This window comes from Bacillus sp. SRB_331 (assembly GCF_003264175.1).
Lineage (GTDB): Bacteria > Bacillota > Bacilli > Bacillales > Bacillaceae_G > Bacillus_A > Bacillus_A mycoides.
The window spans coordinates 95,340-113,190 of sequence record NZ_NADV01000018.1; the positions used below are offsets into that span (position 1 = coordinate 95,340).

The 17,851-nt window shown below is 34.4% G+C and carries 18 protein-coding genes, 1 pseudogene and 1 riboswitch; of the genes and pseudogenes, 13 read left to right on the forward strand and 6 right to left on the reverse strand.

What is annotated here, in order from left to right; genetic code table 11:
* Positions 1-7 precede the first annotated feature (7 nt).
* The 4 genes from B5P42_RS13305 (at position 8) to B5P42_RS13320 (ending at position 4,101) form a co-directional block, all read left to right on the forward strand.
* Complete coding sequence (locus B5P42_RS13305) at positions 8-886, forward strand: energy-coupling factor transporter transmembrane component T (RefSeq protein WP_113734385.1); 879 nt, start codon at positions 8-10, stop codon at positions 884-886.
* Positions 859-2,520 carry an ABC transporter ATP-binding protein gene (locus B5P42_RS13310; RefSeq protein ID WP_113734386.1) on the forward strand — a complete coding sequence of 554 codons (1,662 nt, stop codon included), beginning with the start codon at positions 859-861 and terminating at the stop codon, positions 2,518-2,520. The genes B5P42_RS13305 and B5P42_RS13310 overlap by 28 nt, the downstream gene beginning before the upstream one ends.
* Entirely contained in the window at positions 2,493-3,194 is a 702-nt protein-coding gene (locus B5P42_RS13315; RefSeq protein WP_088031816.1) for an ECF transporter S component, read from the forward strand. The genes B5P42_RS13310 and B5P42_RS13315 overlap by 28 nt, the downstream gene beginning before the upstream one ends.
* A gap of 184 nt (positions 3,195-3,378) precedes the next feature.
* Positions 3,379-4,101, forward strand: coding sequence for a YwiC-like family protein (locus B5P42_RS13320; RefSeq protein ID WP_113734387.1), 723 nt, complete (start codon positions 3,379-3,381; stop codon positions 4,099-4,101).
* A gap of 31 nt (positions 4,102-4,132) precedes the next feature.
* Here B5P42_RS13320 and B5P42_RS13325 read toward each other — a convergent pair whose 3' ends face one another.
* On the reverse strand, positions 4,133-4,324 hold the full coding sequence (locus B5P42_RS13325; protein WP_002084448.1) for a hypothetical protein: 192 nt from the start codon (positions 4,322-4,324) through the stop codon (positions 4,133-4,135).
* Positions 4,325-4,445: 121 nt separating this feature from the next.
* A riboswitch (SAM riboswitch) is annotated at positions 4,446-4,544 on the forward strand.
* 38 nt (positions 4,545-4,582) lie between these two features.
* Between B5P42_RS13325 and B5P42_RS13330 the strand changes: the two genes are divergently transcribed.
* The 4 genes from B5P42_RS13330 (at position 4,583) to B5P42_RS13345 (ending at position 6,504) form a co-directional block, all read left to right on the forward strand.
* Positions 4,583-4,903, forward strand: a complete 321-nt coding sequence (locus tag B5P42_RS13330) for a hypothetical protein (protein ID WP_002110869.1) — start codon at positions 4,583-4,585, stop codon at positions 4,901-4,903.
* 215 nt (positions 4,904-5,118) lie between these two features.
* Entirely contained in the window at positions 5,119-5,556 is a 438-nt protein-coding gene (locus B5P42_RS13335) for an SWIM zinc finger family protein (protein WP_113734388.1), read from the forward strand.
* Between the two features lie 22 nt (positions 5,557-5,578).
* The gene (locus B5P42_RS13340; protein WP_113734389.1) at positions 5,579-6,154 is read left to right on the forward strand and encodes an NAD(P)H-dependent oxidoreductase; all 576 of its coding nucleotides are present in this window, start codon (positions 5,579-5,581) and stop codon (positions 6,152-6,154) included.
* Positions 6,151-6,504, forward strand: a complete 354-nt coding sequence (locus B5P42_RS13345) for a group-specific protein (RefSeq protein ID WP_113734390.1) — start codon at positions 6,151-6,153, stop codon at positions 6,502-6,504. The genes B5P42_RS13340 and B5P42_RS13345 overlap by 4 nt, the downstream gene beginning before the upstream one ends.
* Positions 6,505-6,544: 40 nt before the next feature.
* Here the strand turns inward: B5P42_RS13345 and B5P42_RS13350 are convergent, their stop codons facing one another.
* On the reverse strand, positions 6,545-7,891 hold the full coding sequence (locus tag B5P42_RS13350) for a short-chain fatty acid transporter (RefSeq protein ID WP_002128252.1): 1,347 nt from the start codon (positions 7,889-7,891) through the stop codon (positions 6,545-6,547).
* 298 nt (positions 7,892-8,189) lie between these two features.
* Here B5P42_RS13350 and B5P42_RS13355 point away from each other — a divergent pair.
* Positions 8,190-8,333: pseudogene (locus tag B5P42_RS13355) on the forward strand (IS6 family transposase); the annotation flags it as partial.
* 162 nt (positions 8,334-8,495) lie between these two features.
* Here B5P42_RS13355 and B5P42_RS13360 read toward each other — a convergent pair.
* The 3 genes from B5P42_RS13360 to B5P42_RS13370 all read right to left on the reverse strand — a co-directional run bounded on the left by B5P42_RS13360 (position 8,496) and on the right by B5P42_RS13370 (position 11,965).
* Entirely contained in the window at positions 8,496-8,843 is a 348-nt protein-coding gene (locus B5P42_RS13360; RefSeq protein WP_002013943.1) for a VOC family protein, read from the reverse strand.
* A 44-nt stretch (positions 8,844-8,887) separates the two neighbouring features.
* Positions 8,888-9,817: a phosphotransferase gene (locus B5P42_RS13365; protein ID WP_113734399.1), complete on the reverse strand. Its 930-nt coding sequence runs from the start codon at positions 9,815-9,817 to the stop codon at positions 8,888-8,890.
* Positions 9,818-10,540: 723 nt separating this feature from the next.
* Positions 10,541-11,965: an amino acid permease gene (locus B5P42_RS13370; RefSeq protein ID WP_044443369.1), complete on the reverse strand. Its 1,425-nt coding sequence runs from the start codon at positions 11,963-11,965 to the stop codon at positions 10,541-10,543.
* A gap of 263 nt (positions 11,966-12,228) precedes the next feature.
* Between B5P42_RS13370 and B5P42_RS13380 the strand changes: the two genes are divergently transcribed.
* The 3 genes from B5P42_RS13380 (at position 12,229) to B5P42_RS13390 (ending at position 15,765) form a co-directional block, all read left to right on the forward strand.
* A complete protein-coding gene (locus B5P42_RS13380; protein WP_002128249.1) occupies positions 12,229-12,978 on the forward strand; it encodes an IclR family transcriptional regulator in 750 nt (249 codons plus the stop codon).
* 75 nt (positions 12,979-13,053) lie between these two features.
* Complete coding sequence (locus B5P42_RS13385) at positions 13,054-14,694, forward strand: M20/M25/M40 family metallo-hydrolase (protein WP_113734391.1); 1,641 nt, start codon at positions 13,054-13,056, stop codon at positions 14,692-14,694.
* Positions 14,695-15,096: 402 nt separating this feature from the next.
* Complete coding sequence (locus B5P42_RS13390; protein WP_113734392.1) at positions 15,097-15,765, forward strand: protein kinase family protein; 669 nt, start codon at positions 15,097-15,099, stop codon at positions 15,763-15,765.
* A 271-nt stretch (positions 15,766-16,036) separates the two neighbouring features.
* Here B5P42_RS13390 and B5P42_RS13395 read toward each other — a convergent pair whose 3' ends face one another.
* Positions 16,037-16,600, reverse strand: coding sequence for a GNAT family N-acetyltransferase (locus tag B5P42_RS13395; protein ID WP_113734393.1), 564 nt, complete (start codon positions 16,598-16,600; stop codon positions 16,037-16,039).
* A gap of 971 nt (positions 16,601-17,571) precedes the next feature.
* Here B5P42_RS13395 and B5P42_RS13400 point away from each other — a divergent pair.
* Positions 17,572-17,766, forward strand: a complete 195-nt coding sequence (locus B5P42_RS13400; protein WP_113734394.1) for a hypothetical protein — start codon at positions 17,572-17,574, stop codon at positions 17,764-17,766.
* Positions 17,767-17,851: the final 85 nt, after the last annotated feature.

The window sequence follows — 17,851 nt, forward strand, 5'->3', positions numbered from 1 at the left end:
AAGGACTATGAAAATAAGCTTTTCTTCTTTACATCCTTTTGTGAATTTTTTCTATTATATTGGGGTGATGATACTATGTATGATGTGTCTTCATCCTCTTTTTTTAATTGGAGCGATTATACTAATCCTTATTATAAATATCATGCAAGGGAATAGCGAAAAGATAAGAAAGATGTTACCGGGTACAATCGTTTTCTTTCTTATGGTAATTTTATTTAATTCTTTATTAACACATAGAGGTGCAACTACTTTATTCTGGTTAGGAGATAGCCGAATTAAGCTTGAGGCCTGTATGTATGGACTTGTTATGGGATTATTATTAGTTGCGATTATGTTTATGTTTGCTTCTTATAACGATATTATTTCGAGTCATAAATTTTTATATTTATTTTCAAGAATTTCACCGAAAGTTGCATTGTTAACGATGATTACAGTGAGGTTTGTTCCTTTGTTTATTAGGCGGTTAAAGAAAATTACACTCGTCCAAAAAACGAAAGGTGTGCAATTAGATTCAGGTTCACTCATTGAGCGTATAAAAAATGGAATGAAATTACTGCAAGTGTTATTAGTTTGTTCGTTAGAAGATGCACTACAAACAGCAGATTCTATGCAAGCTCGTGGGTTTGGTGTAACGAAGCGTACGACATATATTCGATATAGAATGGAAAGACGTGATTTGTATACGCTAAGTTATTTAGTTTTTCTATTAATAACTTCATTTATATTTAGTTATTATGGCGGAGGGAAATTGATTATCTATCCGAAAGTGGAATCAATACTGTTCCAGCAATACGATGGAATTATGTTTATATTATTTATGATGTTTGTTAGTTTACCAATTATGATGGAAGGAAGGGAATGGATATGGTGGCGCATGCAGAAATGAAGAATTTATCATTTATATATACTGATGAAAATGAAGAAGCGTTACAGCATATTTCTCTTTCTGTTCAAAAAGGAGAATTTATAGTACTTGCTGGCGGTTCAGGTTCTGGGAAGACAACTTTATTAAAACATTTTAAAAAGGAGTTACTTCCAATTGGCACGCGTTCTGGACATACATATTATGATGGTGCTTTATTAGAAGAAGTACCAGATTTATTATCTGCCCAAGAAATTGGTATGGTATTTCAAAATCCAGAAAATCAGATCGTAATGGATACCGTTATTCAAGAATTAGCATTCTCTTTAGAAAATATCGGATTACCATCACATATTATTCAACAAAGAATAGCGGAACTCATTAGCTTTTTGGGATTTCAAGATTTATTACATCAATCTGTTCATACTTTATCTGGTGGTCAAAAACAACTTGTAAATTTAGCTGCGGTGTTAGTCATGCAGCCGAAACTATTATTACTGGATGAACCGACAGCACAACTAGATCCGATTGCTGCGAAAGAGTTTTTAGGATTATTAAAACGTATTAATGAAGAACTTGGAATTACGATTATTTTAAGTGAACATCGTTTAGATGAAGTTATACCGCTCGCAACACGCGTTGTTTGTATGGATAATGGCAGAATCATTTATGATGGTACTTCTAAAAGTGTGATAGCGAACATGTGGGAAGTAGAAAAGTTTCGTCCATTCATTCCGCAAATTCCAAGATTGTTTTTAGAGTGGAATGTGAAAGAGATTCCATTTACAGTGCGAGAAGCACAAATGAAAATGAATGATTTTTCAGCGATATCATATAGGAATGGGCAAGTAGAACAATATGAAAAGCAAGAAGTAATTTTAAGTGCAGAACATATATCTTTTCAATATGAAAAAAATAGTCCACTTATTTTACGAGATTTAACAGTGAACATCGAAAAGGGAAAATGGACAGCTCTAGTTGGGAAAAACGGAACAGGGAAGTCTACACTGTTAACGATTTTAGCAGGATTGCAAAAAGCTAGAAGAGGTAAGGTAAATTGGAATGGGAAAGTGGTACATAAAATTGATTCGAAAGAACGATTTAAAAGTATAGGGTACGTATCGCAACATCCGTACTATCATTTTACTTTTGATACAGTATGGGAAGAGGTTTATGAGCGTGCGCGTGAATTATATGGTGAAGAGGGAAAAACAATAGCAGAAGAAATGTTGAAAAAGTTCTGGTTAGATTCACTTAAAGAGCGCCATCCACATGATTGTAGCGGAGGAGAGCAACAATTACTCGCATTATGTACAACGTTATTATCAAAGCCAACTTTATTATTACTCGATGAGCCGACAAAGGGACTAGATCCATGGAAAAAGGAAAGAGTAGGAGAGCTATTTAAACAGTTGCAAAAAGAAGGTACAACAATTGTAATGGCAACGCATGATATTGAGTTTGCAGCGAAATACGTTGATCAGTGCATGATGTTATTTGACGGGAAAGTCATTATGAATGATGCACCGAAGGAGTTCTTTAGTGGTAACTTCTTTTATACAACATCTATTAATCGATTCATCCGTAGAGAGTTGCCATTTGCATTAACGTGGGAGGATGTGTACGAAGCGTGTCCAAACGATATGTTGCATTCATAATATTTATTTTTGCTGTTGTAATATGTACACTACTCTTTACGACTTTTATTATGGACGGGTATTACATGGTAAGTAGTTTGTTTTTATTAGCTGTCATTATGTTACCTTTCTATGTTCGTTTTGAAAGGAAGGCGTTTGTTTCACGTGAAATTGTTATCGTTGCTGTGTTAGCCGCGATTGCAGCGGTTAGCCGGGTACCATTTTCTATTTTACCAAGTGTACAACCGACTTCTTTTGTCATTATCGTTTCTGCAATTGTTTTTGGGAGTGAAACTGGCTTTATGATTGGGGCAACGGCGGCTATTGTATCTAATATTTTTTTAGGACAAGGTCCGTGGACGCCGTGGCAAATGTTCTCTTGGGGCATGATCGGGTTTATAGCAGGACTATTACGTAATACATTTTTAATGAAAAAACTGTGGGGAAGATTGTTGTACGGATTTGCCGTTGGATTTCTATTTGGCTGGATTATGAATTTTTGGGGTCTTCTTGGTTTTATACAGGAAGCAACGTGGGAAACAGTTATTGCTTACTATGTCGCAAGTTTTTCTTTCGATCTTAGTCACGCGATATCGAATGTTATTTTCCTTCTGTTATTTAGTACGTCATGGATTACGATCCTCACAAGATTTAAAAAGAAATACGGTATATTAGATGAGCATAACGTGACATAGAAAAGCATACTCATATAAGGTAGGGTCGCGACTTACATATTCGTTTGCCTCTTTCATGCTTCTTACATATTGTAAGAAGCATTTTTTATTGTCAAAAAATAGATTCAATATATATCCGTTATTATATGAAATTATTTGTATAATAGTAGGTGAGAATTATTTTCAAGAGGGAGGTGTATAGTTAATGAAGTTAGTTATTCCGAAGCAACATGGAGCATGGGCGATGCTTGTCATCCCATTTCTATTAAGTGTATTACTTGGTAAACCTACTTTTTATCATATCCCATTGTTTTTAGCCTGGTTCTTTATCTATCTAGCCACGTATCCATTTCTCATGTACATAAGGCAAAGACGAAAAAAAGAATTTCTACACGCCGCAATTGTTTATTTTATCATTGCATTTATATTTGGGATGATTTCTTTATTATATGAATGGCGAATTCTTTTATTCGCAGTATTAATGATTCCATTGTTTATTGTAAATATGTATTACGCTCGTCAAAAAAATGAACGAGCATTACTAAATGATGTTTGTGCGATTATAGTGTTTTGTATAGGTGGTTTAATCAGTTATTATTTCTCCGTGAAATTCATAGATAAAACAGCATTATTCATTGCGCTTATTTCATTTCTATATTTTTTAGGAAGTACGTTTTATGTGAAAACGATGATTCGTGAAAAAAATAATCCGAAGTATCGTTTTATATCTTGGGGATACCATATTGTATTAACGGTAATTGTATTTGCTATAAATCCATGGTGTTCACTCATATTTTTACCAAGTGTAATTCGGGCCATTATGTTGTATGGCAAAAAGATTTCTATATTAAAAGTAGGGATTTTAGAAATTGTTAATTCTGTATATTTTTTTATAATAACGGTAATAATGATGAAGTATGCCATTTGAAAAAAACTTCCCATTTTTTGATGGGAAGTTTTCATTCTTGTTCTAAAATGTGAACGGTATAATCGCATCTTTGTAATGCTTGCTCTACAGCGTAAAGGGATTGTTCAATACGTGCGCGATTAAAATCTTCTTCAACAGTTTGTAATGCATCTTCTAAACAATGTTTCGCTTCTTGTAAGGAATGAAAAGAATCTTGTACGTATCCACGAGCATTCTTTTTCAAAGTAGTAGCCTCCTTTTGTACATCTTTTTGTAGTATGAACAATAAAGAAGAAAATATAGTTTTTTATATTTATTTGACAATTATAATAAAATTACGTATAGTTAAATTTAAAGTGAATATTTTCTTATCCAGAGAGGTGGAGGGACTGGCCCGATGAAACCCAGCAACCGCGATGCAGGTGCTAATTCCAGCAGAACATATTTGTTCTGGGAGATAAGACGAAGATATACGTAACTTCTTCTTATCGGAGAGGTTTTTTTGTTGCAAAAAAACCGATTACGAAAACATATAATAAGAAGAAAGGGGTTGCGAAGTACTGTGACACTCGAAAAATACGTAAAACTGCGTAGTACAGTTTATGAATATATGATAGAGCAAGATAAGCCAATATCATTGTTAGATATTCAAGAACATATCGTTTCGCATCATGAAGGAAAATTCACTAAAAAAATGTTACATCAATTTTATTTATCAAGACTATTAGATGAACTCAAACTGGATGGGAAAATTACTTTAGCTGATGATGAATATCGCTATGCTGAAAAAGGGGTATTTTATAAAGCGGGAAAAGGGAGCTAGGCTCTCTTTTTTTCTTGAAATAACAAAGTATGTAGCGTAAAAGACTGCTAAAGCAGCCTGATACAAGGGAATGGTGTTGAGTGTGTAGTGTCAAAGATTGAATGTGCCTGAAAGAGGCACTTCATATCGGCTGCAAATGAAAAGAGACACCTCCGCCGAATAGGTGTCAGTCGTTTTGTCACGTAGACTCGCTACTTGACAGTTATTAGAATAACATGCAGGATTTTGGAAGTCAAAAGGGAATTAGAGGAAGAGGTGTTGTTATGTACGCTTACTTATTAAAAGATATAATGAAATGGATTCCAAAGTACATTATAGATAGAGGATATGAATATTATGAAGAGGGACATGTAGAAGATGTTGAAATACACGACAAGAAAGTATCTGCGTTCGTTACTGGAAATGCAGGGAATTATGAAGTGATTATTGATCTTGAAGATTTTGCAGAAAGTAGCTGTGAGTGTCCTTATGAAAATTATTGTAAACATATGGCGGCAGTTGTGTATGAAATTCAAGGTGCTGGTGAGGGTACAGTTAAAGAGCAATTGAAAGGTCTAGAAAAAGAAGAGTTACTAACAGTATTAAATCGTTTGTTACAAAGTTCGAAAAATGTGCAAATTGTAGAGACGATGTTAAAGAAGGGGAAACTTTAACTAAAGAGGGAGTTGTTTTGTAATGAACGTACTAATTATATATGCTCACCCTAATCCTTCAAGCTTTAATGGGGCAATTTTAGAGCATGTGCAAAAAGGACTTGAGAAAACAAATCACTCTGTTACGCTACTTGATTTATATAAAGAACAATTTGATCCAGTGCTTGTATTTAATGAAGAGAAGAAAAGACGTGATTTACTAAATGAAGAAGAGACGAAGCGATATAGAGAATTAGTGCAGAAAGCGGATATTCTTCTTTTCATATATCCGATATGGTGGTGGGGCATGCCTGCTATTTTAAAAGGATTTATCGATCGTATTTTTGTAGCTGGATTTGCTTATAAATATGAGGGGTCATTACCGAAAGGCTTATTTAAAGGAAAGAAAGCATGGGTTATTAATACGTTAGACTCACCGTTATGGTACGTGGCCCTATTATATCGATCAGCGGATTGGATTATGATGAAAAGAGGGGTTTTACGTTTTTGTGGTATTCGCGATATAAAACGTTCTGCTTTTCAATCTGTGAAAACGAGTAAACAAGAGAAGCGTGAAAAATGGCTGTTACAAATAGAAGAAGCGGCTCGTACATTATGAATGAAATCGATCGTATTATAAAGTGTTGCAATTGTGATGACGAACTTTTGCGTACGTATATTAATTGTTTAGTCCAATTGAAGAAATACAGCGAAACGTTTCAACAAATTCAAATACAATTAAGAAATGATTATTTAATAAGAGGGATTTGTGAAAGAGAAGTTGATGAGGTAATAAAGGGAAGTAAAGAATATGAAACGTATGTTCTCCCTGGAGTATTGCAGTGGAATTTCCTTAAGAACAATCCTCATATGATTGAAAAAGTATGTGAAGATTTGTTTACATATGAAGCATTAAATCATGTAGAGGTAGAGTGGAGGAAGGTAATAAGCTGTATAGATAATGAATGATTTATTATATAAAAAAGCTAGTATAAAACTAGCTTTTCGTTTAAATAAATAAGAAACATAGACTAATGATAAATCCTGCATATAGTAAGTTAACAACACAAAATCCCATAATATCACGCGCGCTTAAACCAGCTATCGCTAATGCCGGTAATGCCCAGAAAGGTTGAATTAAATTTGTCCAAGCATCGCCCCATGCAATTGCCATCGCTGTTTTCGCGGCAGGTACACCAAGTTCAGCGCCAGCTGGAATCATAATTGGTGCTTGCACTGCCCATTGACCGCCTCCAGATGGAACGAAAATATTTACAATGCCAGCACTTAAAAATGTAAAGAGCGGGAATGTGGTTTCATTTGAAATACTAATAAAGAAAGTAGAAATAGCTCCTCCAAGCGAAAGACCTTCACTATTTACTCCAATCATCATCCCCATAATTCCAGCATAGAACGGAAACTGAAGTAAAATACCTGAAGCACTCTTAGTTGAGTCAGAGAAAGCGCGAATATATTGGATAGGAGTACGGTGGAAAATAAGACCGGCAATTAATAACATAAAAATAACGATATCAAGTGTAAGGTTAAAGCCTTTCGTACTAAAATAGTTAAAAATATAAATAAGACCTAATAATCCGATGCAAAGTGTAATAATCATACTATTTTCCATTTTTTCAGCGAACGTATTGTTCCCTACTTCTTGAGCGGCAGCTTCTTCATGGAATACGCTAGGATCTACAGTTATCGTATGTTTTTCATCTGGATGCATGGCCCGGTTAATGAGAGGCATCGTAACGAGAAAAATAATAACTGGCACGAGTGCGTATGGTGAGAATAACGTTTCTGTTATTGGAATCGCTTCTTTAATACTTCCAGCTGTCGTTTTAATTAACGTTTCGCCGCCAGTTGCTAACGTAAGAGGGATAGAAGCAGAAAGGCCTGCATGCCAAATGAGAAATCCAGAGTAGGAAGAAGCAATTGCTAACCTATAATCTAATCCTTCTAACTGTCTGGCCACTTCTTTTGCATATAAAACCGATACAACAATACCAAATCCCCAGTTTATGTATGCTCCTAGTAAACTTACGATTGAAATAGCAATAATACCTTGTCCATTTGTTTTCGGTAATTTCGCTGCTCTCGTTAATCCTTTTTTAATAAGAGGAGCGTTTGCTAATGCAGATCCTGTCACGAGTACAAGAGCCATTTGCATAGAAAAAGCGAGAAGTCCCCAAATTCCATTACCCCAGTGATTAATCATTTCTACAGGTGTTTGGCTCGTTGCAAACATACCGAAGAAGATAACGAAAACAGTTAATAAACATGATAAAATAAACGGTTCTGGTAAGAAACGCTGCACAAGGGCAACACATCCATTTGTAAATGAACGAAACAAAATAGCTCAACCTCCTTATGTATATTTATTACAATTATTCGAGGTTGTTTGAGTAATATCCTTTAATATATGGAAAATTCAGATATTTAAGGTGATTGTCAATGAAGTATGGGTTATTTTTTAATTTAGATATATAAGGCCACTTAATCTTGTGTGTGGGACAATATTTTTATACAATTTTTAGAAATAATAGGATGACTTTTTATGGTTCTGGTGCGAAAAATTCAAGACCCTTGCAAGTAATCTCTTAAGCTTGGACATATTGAAAGTATGACTCTAAAACAGGTGCGTGATAAGTATGGAAAAGGAAAATTTGTTTAAATGGAAGCATTATCAGTCTGAACTAATCTTATTAACAGTAAGATGGTATCTACGGTACAATTTGAGCTTCCGTAACCTGGTGCAAATGATGGAGGAAAGAGGGTTATCAATAGCTAACACACAGGAAAATGCGAATTTACAACACTAAGAAGTTTTAATCCATAAAAAAGTGCACCTCCGATTGTTAGACTGTGTCTAATAAACGAAGGTGCACTTCAAAGGAATCAACTTTTTTTATTGAACTAAAGCACTTGTTAGCTTAATAGCAAATGATTGTAACCGGCTATTTCTCCCACAGCTCAATCAATCGACCTTCAGGATCTTTAATCCAAATAAACTTTCCAAATTCACTAATCTCTTCTTTCTTTTCAAGAGGTACACCAATATGTTCAAGATGCTGAATAGTCTCGTTTAGATTATGTACTTGGAAATTTAACATCACTTGTTGTTCTGTTGGAAAATAATTGTCATTTTCAGTGAAGAAAGAAAAGATAGTCTCAGTTCCTAATTCGGGTTTAATCACAGTCCCGTTCCAATTTTCTATTTCAATTTTCAACACTTCACTGTACCATTTTTTTATAACATCAAGATTTTTAGTTCTCCAAAATATTCCTCCGAAACCTTTTATCATTGTATTTAACTCCTATCTATCTTTAAATTTTTAATGACATAAGTTCAACCTTCAATAAAACGCAGTGCACAACGGGAATGGTGATCGGTTAGATCTTTTGCAAATTGTTGATTCGGAAATCCTCTGTGAAGCAATCTCAACCCGCCTGAAGTTAAGGATATATGATGATGGAATCGATAGAATAACATCCTGTTGGGGTCGAGAGTATCATTCTTTAAATATCGATAATAATCCCCAAATCGAAACTGCAAAAAACTGTGCTCATGCTCAATATCAAAGAACTCGGCGCCTTCGATATCAATCAAATAAGGTTCTAGTTTGTCATTAATTAATACATGATCAGGGCCGAGTTCCCCATGTATAAATCCATAACGACTTCTTGGTTCAATTTTTGATTCAAGCTCGTACAATGTATCGAGTAGATTGCTATGACTAGCCCTGATGCTGTCAATATGTTGGCATGCGTAATCTAAATCTTTTTTTGCATTCTTCATTTGCAAGTGATGACATTTTTCCGTGTTGATCCCACTTTGATTCGCTCTCCCATGAGTAAGTCTCTCGTTGGCATGCATGTCTGCCAGCATATCTCCTATCCGCTGAAACACTTTATCTTTAACACATGAATCGGAATGTTGAAAATAAACTTCTGCCTTTTGTCCATTTACATATTCAACGAGAGCATAATCATAAGGATAACGGTTTCTTTCCTTATTCAGATCATATAGAAGGGGAGTTTGAATTCCTTGTTGGATTAAATACTTGTTATTTAATTCAAATAAATCACTACTATAGGAGTGCTCATGTATATCTCCGTTTGCTATTTCTTCTTGAAAATAATTCATGGTAAGATCCCAAACATACAGAACGCAGGAAAATCCATTGCTGCAGTCAATCTTATAGACTACCTTTTGTGCACCGCCATGCATTTTCGTTACACTAGAAACCAAATAACTGGTACCAAAGACTTTTTGCATATACTCCTGTAAATCAGATTGATCAAGGTGACAAGTGATTCTCAATGAATAACACCCCTTTTCTTAGGTTTTGCTGTCAATCAAACTATATAAAAAATCTAACCAAAAGTATAGACTGTTTATTTGTAATTTGTTATGATGTTAAATTGGGTCTGGAAAAATAGTCATATAAAAACGGGTTGGAGCTCCAATGGTTTTTTTGATGAAATCATTCTTACTTCTCAAATACCTCGCCAAACAAAAACTTAAAATGTATTAAAATGAATGAATCTATACGATTTTCAATCCTTCTTCTTTTCACTAACTTTACCATTATTTTTAATTGAGTATTACTGCCCCGTCAGTTTAGGTGAAAACCTTCGCAATCTCAATGATCTATTCAAACTTGAATAATCTAATTGCCTGAAAACGTTCTTCAACAATCTGGCCCTTTAGTGGAGTAACTTTATTGCTACTCAGCAGTTTCTTAATCCGCCTTTCAGTTCAGATCTTCTTTTCACTATAAAAACATCTCTTTAGATAAACAGATCCAAAGGGACAAAACATCGCGCCTTTTTTATAAACACCGTGACTTTATTTAAAAGCGATATTAAAAATATTCTTCAAATCCTGGAAGCATATGTTTGCCGCAAATAAAAAGAACCATAAGCTTGCCAAACGGCAAAATTATGGTTCTTATCACAAAGTAAAAGCAATGTACGGTCTTTTAAATATAGTACAGTATTACGAAGTTTCGCTAATTTTAGTCTCTGTATGAGTGTTATTAGCAATTCTTTTCTTAATCTTAAAGTGATAGTAGGTGTAGCAAAAAATGATAAATGGTACAGTGCAATAGATTCCTAGTCTTTGACTTGGGATAAAGATAAGACTTATTAATATAATGCCATACAATCCAAAACCAAGAATTGGTACAAGAGGATAAAGTGGAGTTTTAAATTTTAAGTCTTCTAATTTTCCACCGTCGGCTAAATAATGTTTACGGAAAAAGAATTGAGAAACACAAATTGACATCCAAACAATAATTGTAATGACTCCAGAAATTGAAATGAGCCATAAGTAAACAGTTTCAGCAGCTACAACGCTTGTCAAAAGAGAAAAAGCAGAAATAGCTATCGTTAAGATTAAAGCGTTTAAAGGTATTCCTCGTGATGATAATTTCTTTAAAAAGGCTGGAGCCATATCATTTTTTGATAATGACCAAAGCATTCGAGTTGCAGCGTACAGTCCTGAGTTTGCGACAGAAAGAACAGCAGTAAGAATAACAAAGTTCATAATATCAGCTGCATATGGAATACCTATATTATCAAATACAGCAACAAACGGACTCTTTGTTAATCCTGCCTCTTCCCAAGGAATTAAAGCCACGAGAACAAAGATTGCTAAGACGAAGAAAAACATCGTGCGCCATATTATATTTCTAATAGAACGAGGTAAAGTCTTTGCTGGATCTTCACTTTCACCTGCTGCGATTCCAACAAGTTCTGTACCTTGGAAGGAATAATTGACTGTAACCATTGTTAATAAGATAGCGGCAAGTCCATTTGGGAATAAACCACCATGATTTACGAAATTTGAAAGAAGCGGAGCGGGTTCGTTTCCTTTTAAATCAATAAAGCCGAACATAGCGGCGCCGCCAAGAATAATGAAAGCAATAATGGCAGATACTTTTATACTTGAGAACCAAAATTCTGTTTCTGCATAACTACGAGCGGATAATGCGTTAATAGTGAATATTGTAACACCAAATATTAAACACCAAACCCAGACAGGAATATCAGGAAACCATCGCTGCATTGTAATACCAGCAGTGGTAAATTCAAGACCAGTCGTATTCGCCCAGCTTAGCCAATACAACCATCCGATGGTAAACCCAGTTGCGGGATTGATGAACTTAGTGGCATATTCCTGGAAGGAACCTGAAACTGGCATTGCTACAGCAAGCTCACCAAGACATAGCATAACGAGATACATTAATAATCCACCGGCCATAAAGGCAAGTACGGATCCACCAGGTCCAGCTTGACTTATAATAAAACCAGATCCGTTAAATAACCCCGTTCCAATCACACCACCGAGTGCAATCATGAATAAATGTCTACCTTTCATCGTGCGCTTTAATTCATTGTTTGTATTGTTTACTTGCGTCATTGTTTTCCTCACTTTCATAATTGGTAGTATGAAAATTGATGTTTTTCCGTATTATGGAATGTATTCCGTGATGTGAAATCTTGTTCTAATTTTCAGATAATTAAAAAGAAAAGTCAATATTTTTTTGTTTGCGTTTTCATTTTTTGATAGTGTTATATCTCTATTTTTAGAAAATTAAATAAATTAATTGATTTCAGTTTGAATTTTTGATAAATTGATAGGTAATTAGGCTAAACATACTACAAGTAAAGTTGAGGCGAGTTATGGTACAGTCCATTGATCGAGCGATAGGTATTATTAAGTTACTGAATTCTACAAATGAAAAAGAGTATTGGGCTATTTCTGATATAGCTGATAGAACACATCTCCCGGTTAGTACAGTACATAGGTTACTGAACTCTTTAATGGAGCATGGATTAGTTACGCAAATTTCAGAAACAAAACAGTACAAGATTGGACCAATGTGGATGGAAATAGGATTACGTCAATTGGAGAAGGTAGACTACAGATCTGTTGCAAGAGAAGTGATGAAGCGTTTGGCCTCAGAAGTTGAAGAAAGTGTTTATTTGAACATTCCAAATGGAACACATTCTATTATCATTGAAAGAATTGATAGCCCTTTAAAAATTCGAGTTATCGATAACTTAGGGGAGCAGATTCCACTTTCGATTGGAGCCGCAAATAAAACGATGCTTGCCAATATGAACACGAATGAAATGGAACACATTGTAGAACATTTACTTTCTTCTTTACCAGAACAAAAGCAAATTCTTTTCGATCAAATAAAGCAGATAAGAAATGAAGGATATGCTGTGAGTTATGGTGAAAAAACAGAGGGGACAGCTTCAGTAGCTGCACCTATTATAGGATTTAATCATAAAGTAGTAGGAGCATTAAGTGTTGGGTTAATTAGTCATCGAATTAATGATGATCGACTATCTTTTCTTATTAGTAAGGTAAAACAAGCAGCTCATGAAATATCAGTAAAAATCGGCAGTACATCAGAATTATAATTTTGATAGCTGTCGTCATTTTTTATTCATATATTGGAATTGATTTTCATAATGCGGAAAAATAGGGGGATTTATATGTCAAAGTGGCAATCTAAAGAACAATTGGTTCAATTATTAAGCAATCTTGTTGAAATTCCTAGTATTACAGGTTCAGAAGCTGAAGTTATATTGCCAGACTTTGTTGTAGAACAATTATCTGACTTACAGTATTTCAAACAAAATCCGCATCATTTACAAAAAAATCCGACGGGGGATGGACGATATTTTGTTACAGCTCTAGTAAAGAAAAGCGATAGTACGAAAAATACCGTAATTCTTGTTAGTCACTTTGATGTTGTAGATGTACAAGATTATGGAGTGTGGAAAGAAGATGCATTTAACCCTAAAAAATTAACATCTATGTTTTATTCTCATAAAGATGAGCTACCAGATCATGTACGTGAAGATATTGAACAAGGAGATTGGCTATTTGGTAGAGGAACGATGGACATGAAATGTGGTCTAGCTTTACAAATGGCGATGGTTGAGCAAGCTTGTGAAGGAAGATTTGATGGGAATGTTCTTTTATTGGCTGTTCCAGATGAAGAAGTGAACTCTGTAGGGATGAGAGCTGCTGTTCCAAGATTATTAGACTTAGCAAAAGAACATGACTTAGAGTATAAAACGGTCCTAAATTCAGAGCCTATGTTTTCAAGACATCCTGGTGACCAAAATAAGTATATTTATACTGGTTCTATTGGTAAGGTGTTACCTGGTTTCCTTTGCTATGGAAAAGAGACACATGTAGGCGAACCTTTTGCAGGATTAAATGGGAGCTATATGGCTGCATTATTAACAGCTGAATTAGAGTTGAATACGGACCTTTGTGATATTGTAGATGGTGAAGCGAGTCCTCCACCAACTAACTTGCTGCAAAGAGACTTAAAGGAGGATTATTCTGTACAAATTCCTCATCGTGCAGTCACATTATTTAATTTGTTTTTACTAGAAAAAACGATGACAGATGTAGTTTCATTGTTACGCCAAAAAGTAACGAAAGTAGCAGAGAAAATCGAAGAATCGTATGAGGAGCGAGCGTATCATTTTTCTAAGTATAATCCGTTCATACCGCCGAATCTTAAAGTAAATGTATTAACGTATGAAGAGCTTATCGCTTATGCAATTGAACAACATGGAAGAGAAAAAATAGATGAAATTCAATCCGATATTATAAAAAATAGAGAAGATAAAGATGATCGTGCAGTAACTATTGATTTAGTAGACAAATTATCTATCTTATGTAAAGAAAAGGCTCCAATGATTGTACTTTTCTTTGCGCCGCCATACTATCCAGCTGTGAGTTCACGCAACAATCCTTTCATTAAAGAGGTAGTTGTAGAAATGGAAAAGTATGCCCACTATAATCATAGCATTACATTTGAAAACCAAAATTATTTTGGAGGAATTTCAGATTTAAGCTATGTGGGCTTACAAAACCCATTGGATTCAATGAGTTCTCTTGTAGACAATATGCCATTATGGGATAAAGGTTATTCGATTCCACTTCAGGAATTAGAAGAGTTTGACGTTCCAGTATTAAATATGGGACCAGTAGGAAAAGATGCACATCAATGGACGGAGCGTCTGGACGTAAATTACGCATTTGAAACGTTATTAGATATGTTACCTATATGTATTGAAAAACTACTTGTTTCTAATAAAGTTACACAGTCATAGTGTTTGCATAAGAGCGAGAAAAGGACCGTAGTGATACGGTCTTTTTTTCGTAATGAATAGTTTGAAACCTTAGATTTATGAAATTGTGATGTAAGAATTCTCCTTAAAATAGATTCGCAATAAACTATTTAGAGAGAGTAGATATGGCTTGTACACTTTTTGTAACGGTATTTGCTGAGTTTTTGTATAATATAATTATGTGAAGTTAACATAACTTATTGTATCAATAATATATATTTGCGTAGAATATCCATTTTAAGGTTTTGAAGTACCCCCCTAAATGAAAAATTTATTTCGCTAAAGTTAGTTACTTAGTGAAGTCTGCTCATTTTTTCGTATTAGGGAAGAAGGTACTCCTTAACTTGATGGGTATGGGGTAGTACCCCTTGTAGCAAAACCGGAGTGGAAATGATGAGTATAAATAGTTTTGTGAGATTGATAAAGGACGAATTACTAAAAGAGGTAAGCATAAGAAGTGAGGATGAATTCGAGCCTATAGTAGTTAAAGATATTCCTAGACTTTGGAATTGTTTAGGGACAGGTAATTATGCCGCAGTATTTATGCACAAAGAATACAAAGATTGGGTAGTGAAAGTTTACGCGCGAGAAGGAGAAGGAATTGAAAAAGAGTCAGAAGTATACCGAAGAATCGGAAATCATCCTTCTTATTCGAATCTTATATATAAAGGAGAAAATTTCATAGTATTGAAACGTTTAAAAGAAATTACCTTATACGATGCTATTCATAAGGGGATTAAAATTCCTAAGCAGGTAATCCTTGATATCAATGAAGCTATAGAGTATGCAAGGGAGAAAGGATTAACTCCTTGTGATGTTCACGGAAAAAATGTGATGATGGAAAACGGAAGGGGATATGTAGTCGATGTATCTGATTTCTTAAAAACAAAAGAAGATAGTAAGTGGAGAGACTTAGAAAAGGCATATTTCACCTTTTACTTGCCTTTCATTTATAAATTGCCTTTCCCTGTTAAAATACCGTATTTCATGTTAAACATTGTTAGACGTTCATATAGAAAATATAAGAAGCTTACAAAGAAATTCAAATTGTAAATGGACCACATACTTATCTTTAGGTTAGCTAAGTGAACCACTAGTAAACAAAAGGACCATACATTTTAGATATGTCTAATATGTACGGTCCTAATTTTATAGCTTCATGAAGTAATTTATTTATAAAATGATTGTAACAATAGAATATACCCATTTCAGTACATTTCATTTTAAACATATTGATGTACTATAGTTCTAAACAAATCACAATAATGGATTAGAAGGGGAATAAACTATGTACACAGACGCAATTGAGTATTAAAATTTCAATCTAATTTACCTTTGCATAGATGCAGGTATCAGTTAGTTCTTTACCGTCAGCTGAAAGATCTTCATTACGTAATATCCCTTCAAGCTCAAAACCTAGTTTTTCAGGGATCGCACGACTTTTAGTGTTAGTAGATTCACAGCGTATTTCAATCCTTCTAAATTTGAGTAACTGAAATCCAAGATTTGTTAACTCACTTACTGCCTCTGTCATATATCCATTGCCACTAAATTGCGTATTAATCCAGTATCCAATTTCACATTTGGAAATTTTCCAATTAATTCCGTGAAGGCTAGCAGTTCCAATAAAATCATTAGTATCCTTATGATAGATAAGATAGCGAAAGCTTTCTCTTTTCAAAAAATCTATATGGGCATTTCTCAGGAGAATTTCCGTTTCTTCAACAGTAGGAATTGACTGAAATAAAAGCAACCATTGTTTTAACTCATTAATTGAATCTTTAATAGCTTGGTGTACGACATTCCCGTCACCAGCTTGAAGTGGTGCTCGAAGAATTAGTCTGTCTGTTTCTATTTGTAACGGAACATCTAATAAAATAGAATTCATATCATTTCTCCTCTCGAAAACTTTAAATTATGACAGAATGAAACTTATATAATAAAAAAACTTTCACCCAAAAGAAATAATTCTTGAGGACGAGAGTTGCAATTTCGTGGTACCACCTCAGTTTGTTGATATGTCACCATATCAACCTCTTCGGGTACGTTACTATAATAAATAAATTAAAAAATACCCTATCTCACTAACAGGAGATCCCGTCAAAGCAGCACTATAAGTTATTATAGAACCGTGCGAAGCTCCTAGTCTTTCTTCATTAAGAACTTGATAGCAATACAGTAAAGCTTATCTCCCATAGTGGGGCCTCTCAAAATTAGTAAACAATAAATATGTATTCAATTAATCACTTAGGAATCCCTTTTCACATATTGAAAACTAAACTGCCAGTTGGTACAAAAAATGGCTACCGAAGCAGCTTTAGGTTGTTTAACTCATGCATGCGTTAGTTGAATAAGGAATTATTATTTTTCATCTATTGGTTTCCAATTTTTTATCTTTTGCATAATAGGGTACCACCCCATCACCATCAAGCTAAGCTCATGCAACGTCAATTTTAAGAGAGATTATTTTCTTTTTCTAAAGATTATATGTAGGTGATTTAAAGATTTGCATACGAAATAAACCCTAACGGGTTTCATTTTTTTCATTTAGGGGAACAATTAGTCTCTTAAGTTGATGGGCATGTATGGTGCCCCCACACCCATCAACTTAAGGGATATTTTTATACAAAATGCGATTTTTTCACGTAGTATTTTATTATCGTTTATAGATGGTATAAAAGTAGGCATTTCAAATAAACCCTGACGGGTTTGAATCTTTTTACTATGTTACCTGATAAGTAGAAGTGGTATACTCATAGACAACACCCAAAATATCAAAGACTGTCTTTTTCTCATAACAGTGGAACTTTCGCCCGTTTTTCTGTAGGAGGATAAACAGGAAAAGCAGGATCACTTGAGTTGGAAGCTTTTGATACAATCCGATATAGGCTTCGTGAATTTCATGGGTTTGCCCTGGTTGTAGCTGGAATGGATTTGGAAATTGTTACAGGAAAAAGACCCGCCATTTTTACAAATCTGGAAAATCGAAAATGGCTGTTTATGAAACTTTCTATATTTATACTTAAAGTTCGTGCTACTTCTTTATTGCATTAGATAGTAATGTAATTTATAATACGTTTAAATGATTAAATTCTTAAACGGAAGGTAATGTTAGCCAAATGAACTGTAATGATAAAGT

Coding starts and splice junctions, on each gene's coding strand:
- B5P42_RS13395 (WP_113734393.1), bottom strand. CDS start 16,600: ATGAATTCTATTTTATTAGATGTTCCGTTACAAATAGAAACAGACAGA.
- B5P42_RS13305 (WP_113734385.1), top strand. CDS start 8: ATGAAAATAAGCTTTTCTTCTTTACATCCTTTTGTGAATTTTTTCTAT.
- B5P42_RS13335 (WP_113734388.1), top strand. CDS start 5,119: ATGCAGGATTTTGGAAGTCAAAAGGGAATTAGAGGAAGAGGTGTTGTT.
- B5P42_RS13310 (WP_113734386.1), top strand. CDS start 859: ATGGATATGGTGGCGCATGCAGAAATGAAGAATTTATCATTTATATAT.
- B5P42_RS13370 (WP_044443369.1), bottom strand. CDS start 11,965: ATGACGCAAGTAAACAATACAAACAATGAATTAAAGCGCACGATGAAA.
- B5P42_RS13360 (WP_002013943.1), bottom strand. CDS start 8,843: ATGATAAAAGGTTTCGGAGGAATATTTTGGAGAACTAAAAATCTTGAT.
- B5P42_RS13340 (WP_113734389.1), top strand. CDS start 5,579: ATGAACGTACTAATTATATATGCTCACCCTAATCCTTCAAGCTTTAAT.
- B5P42_RS13385 (WP_113734391.1), top strand. CDS start 13,054: ATGTCAAAGTGGCAATCTAAAGAACAATTGGTTCAATTATTAAGCAAT.
- B5P42_RS13345 (WP_113734390.1), top strand. CDS start 6,151: ATGAATGAAATCGATCGTATTATAAAGTGTTGCAATTGTGATGACGAA.
- B5P42_RS13320 (WP_113734387.1), top strand. CDS start 3,379: ATGAAGTTAGTTATTCCGAAGCAACATGGAGCATGGGCGATGCTTGTC.
- B5P42_RS13365 (WP_113734399.1), bottom strand. CDS start 9,817: ATGCAAAAAGTCTTTGGTACCAGTTATTTGGTTTCTAGTGTAACGAAA.
- B5P42_RS13380 (WP_002128249.1), top strand. CDS start 12,229: ATGGTACAGTCCATTGATCGAGCGATAGGTATTATTAAGTTACTGAAT.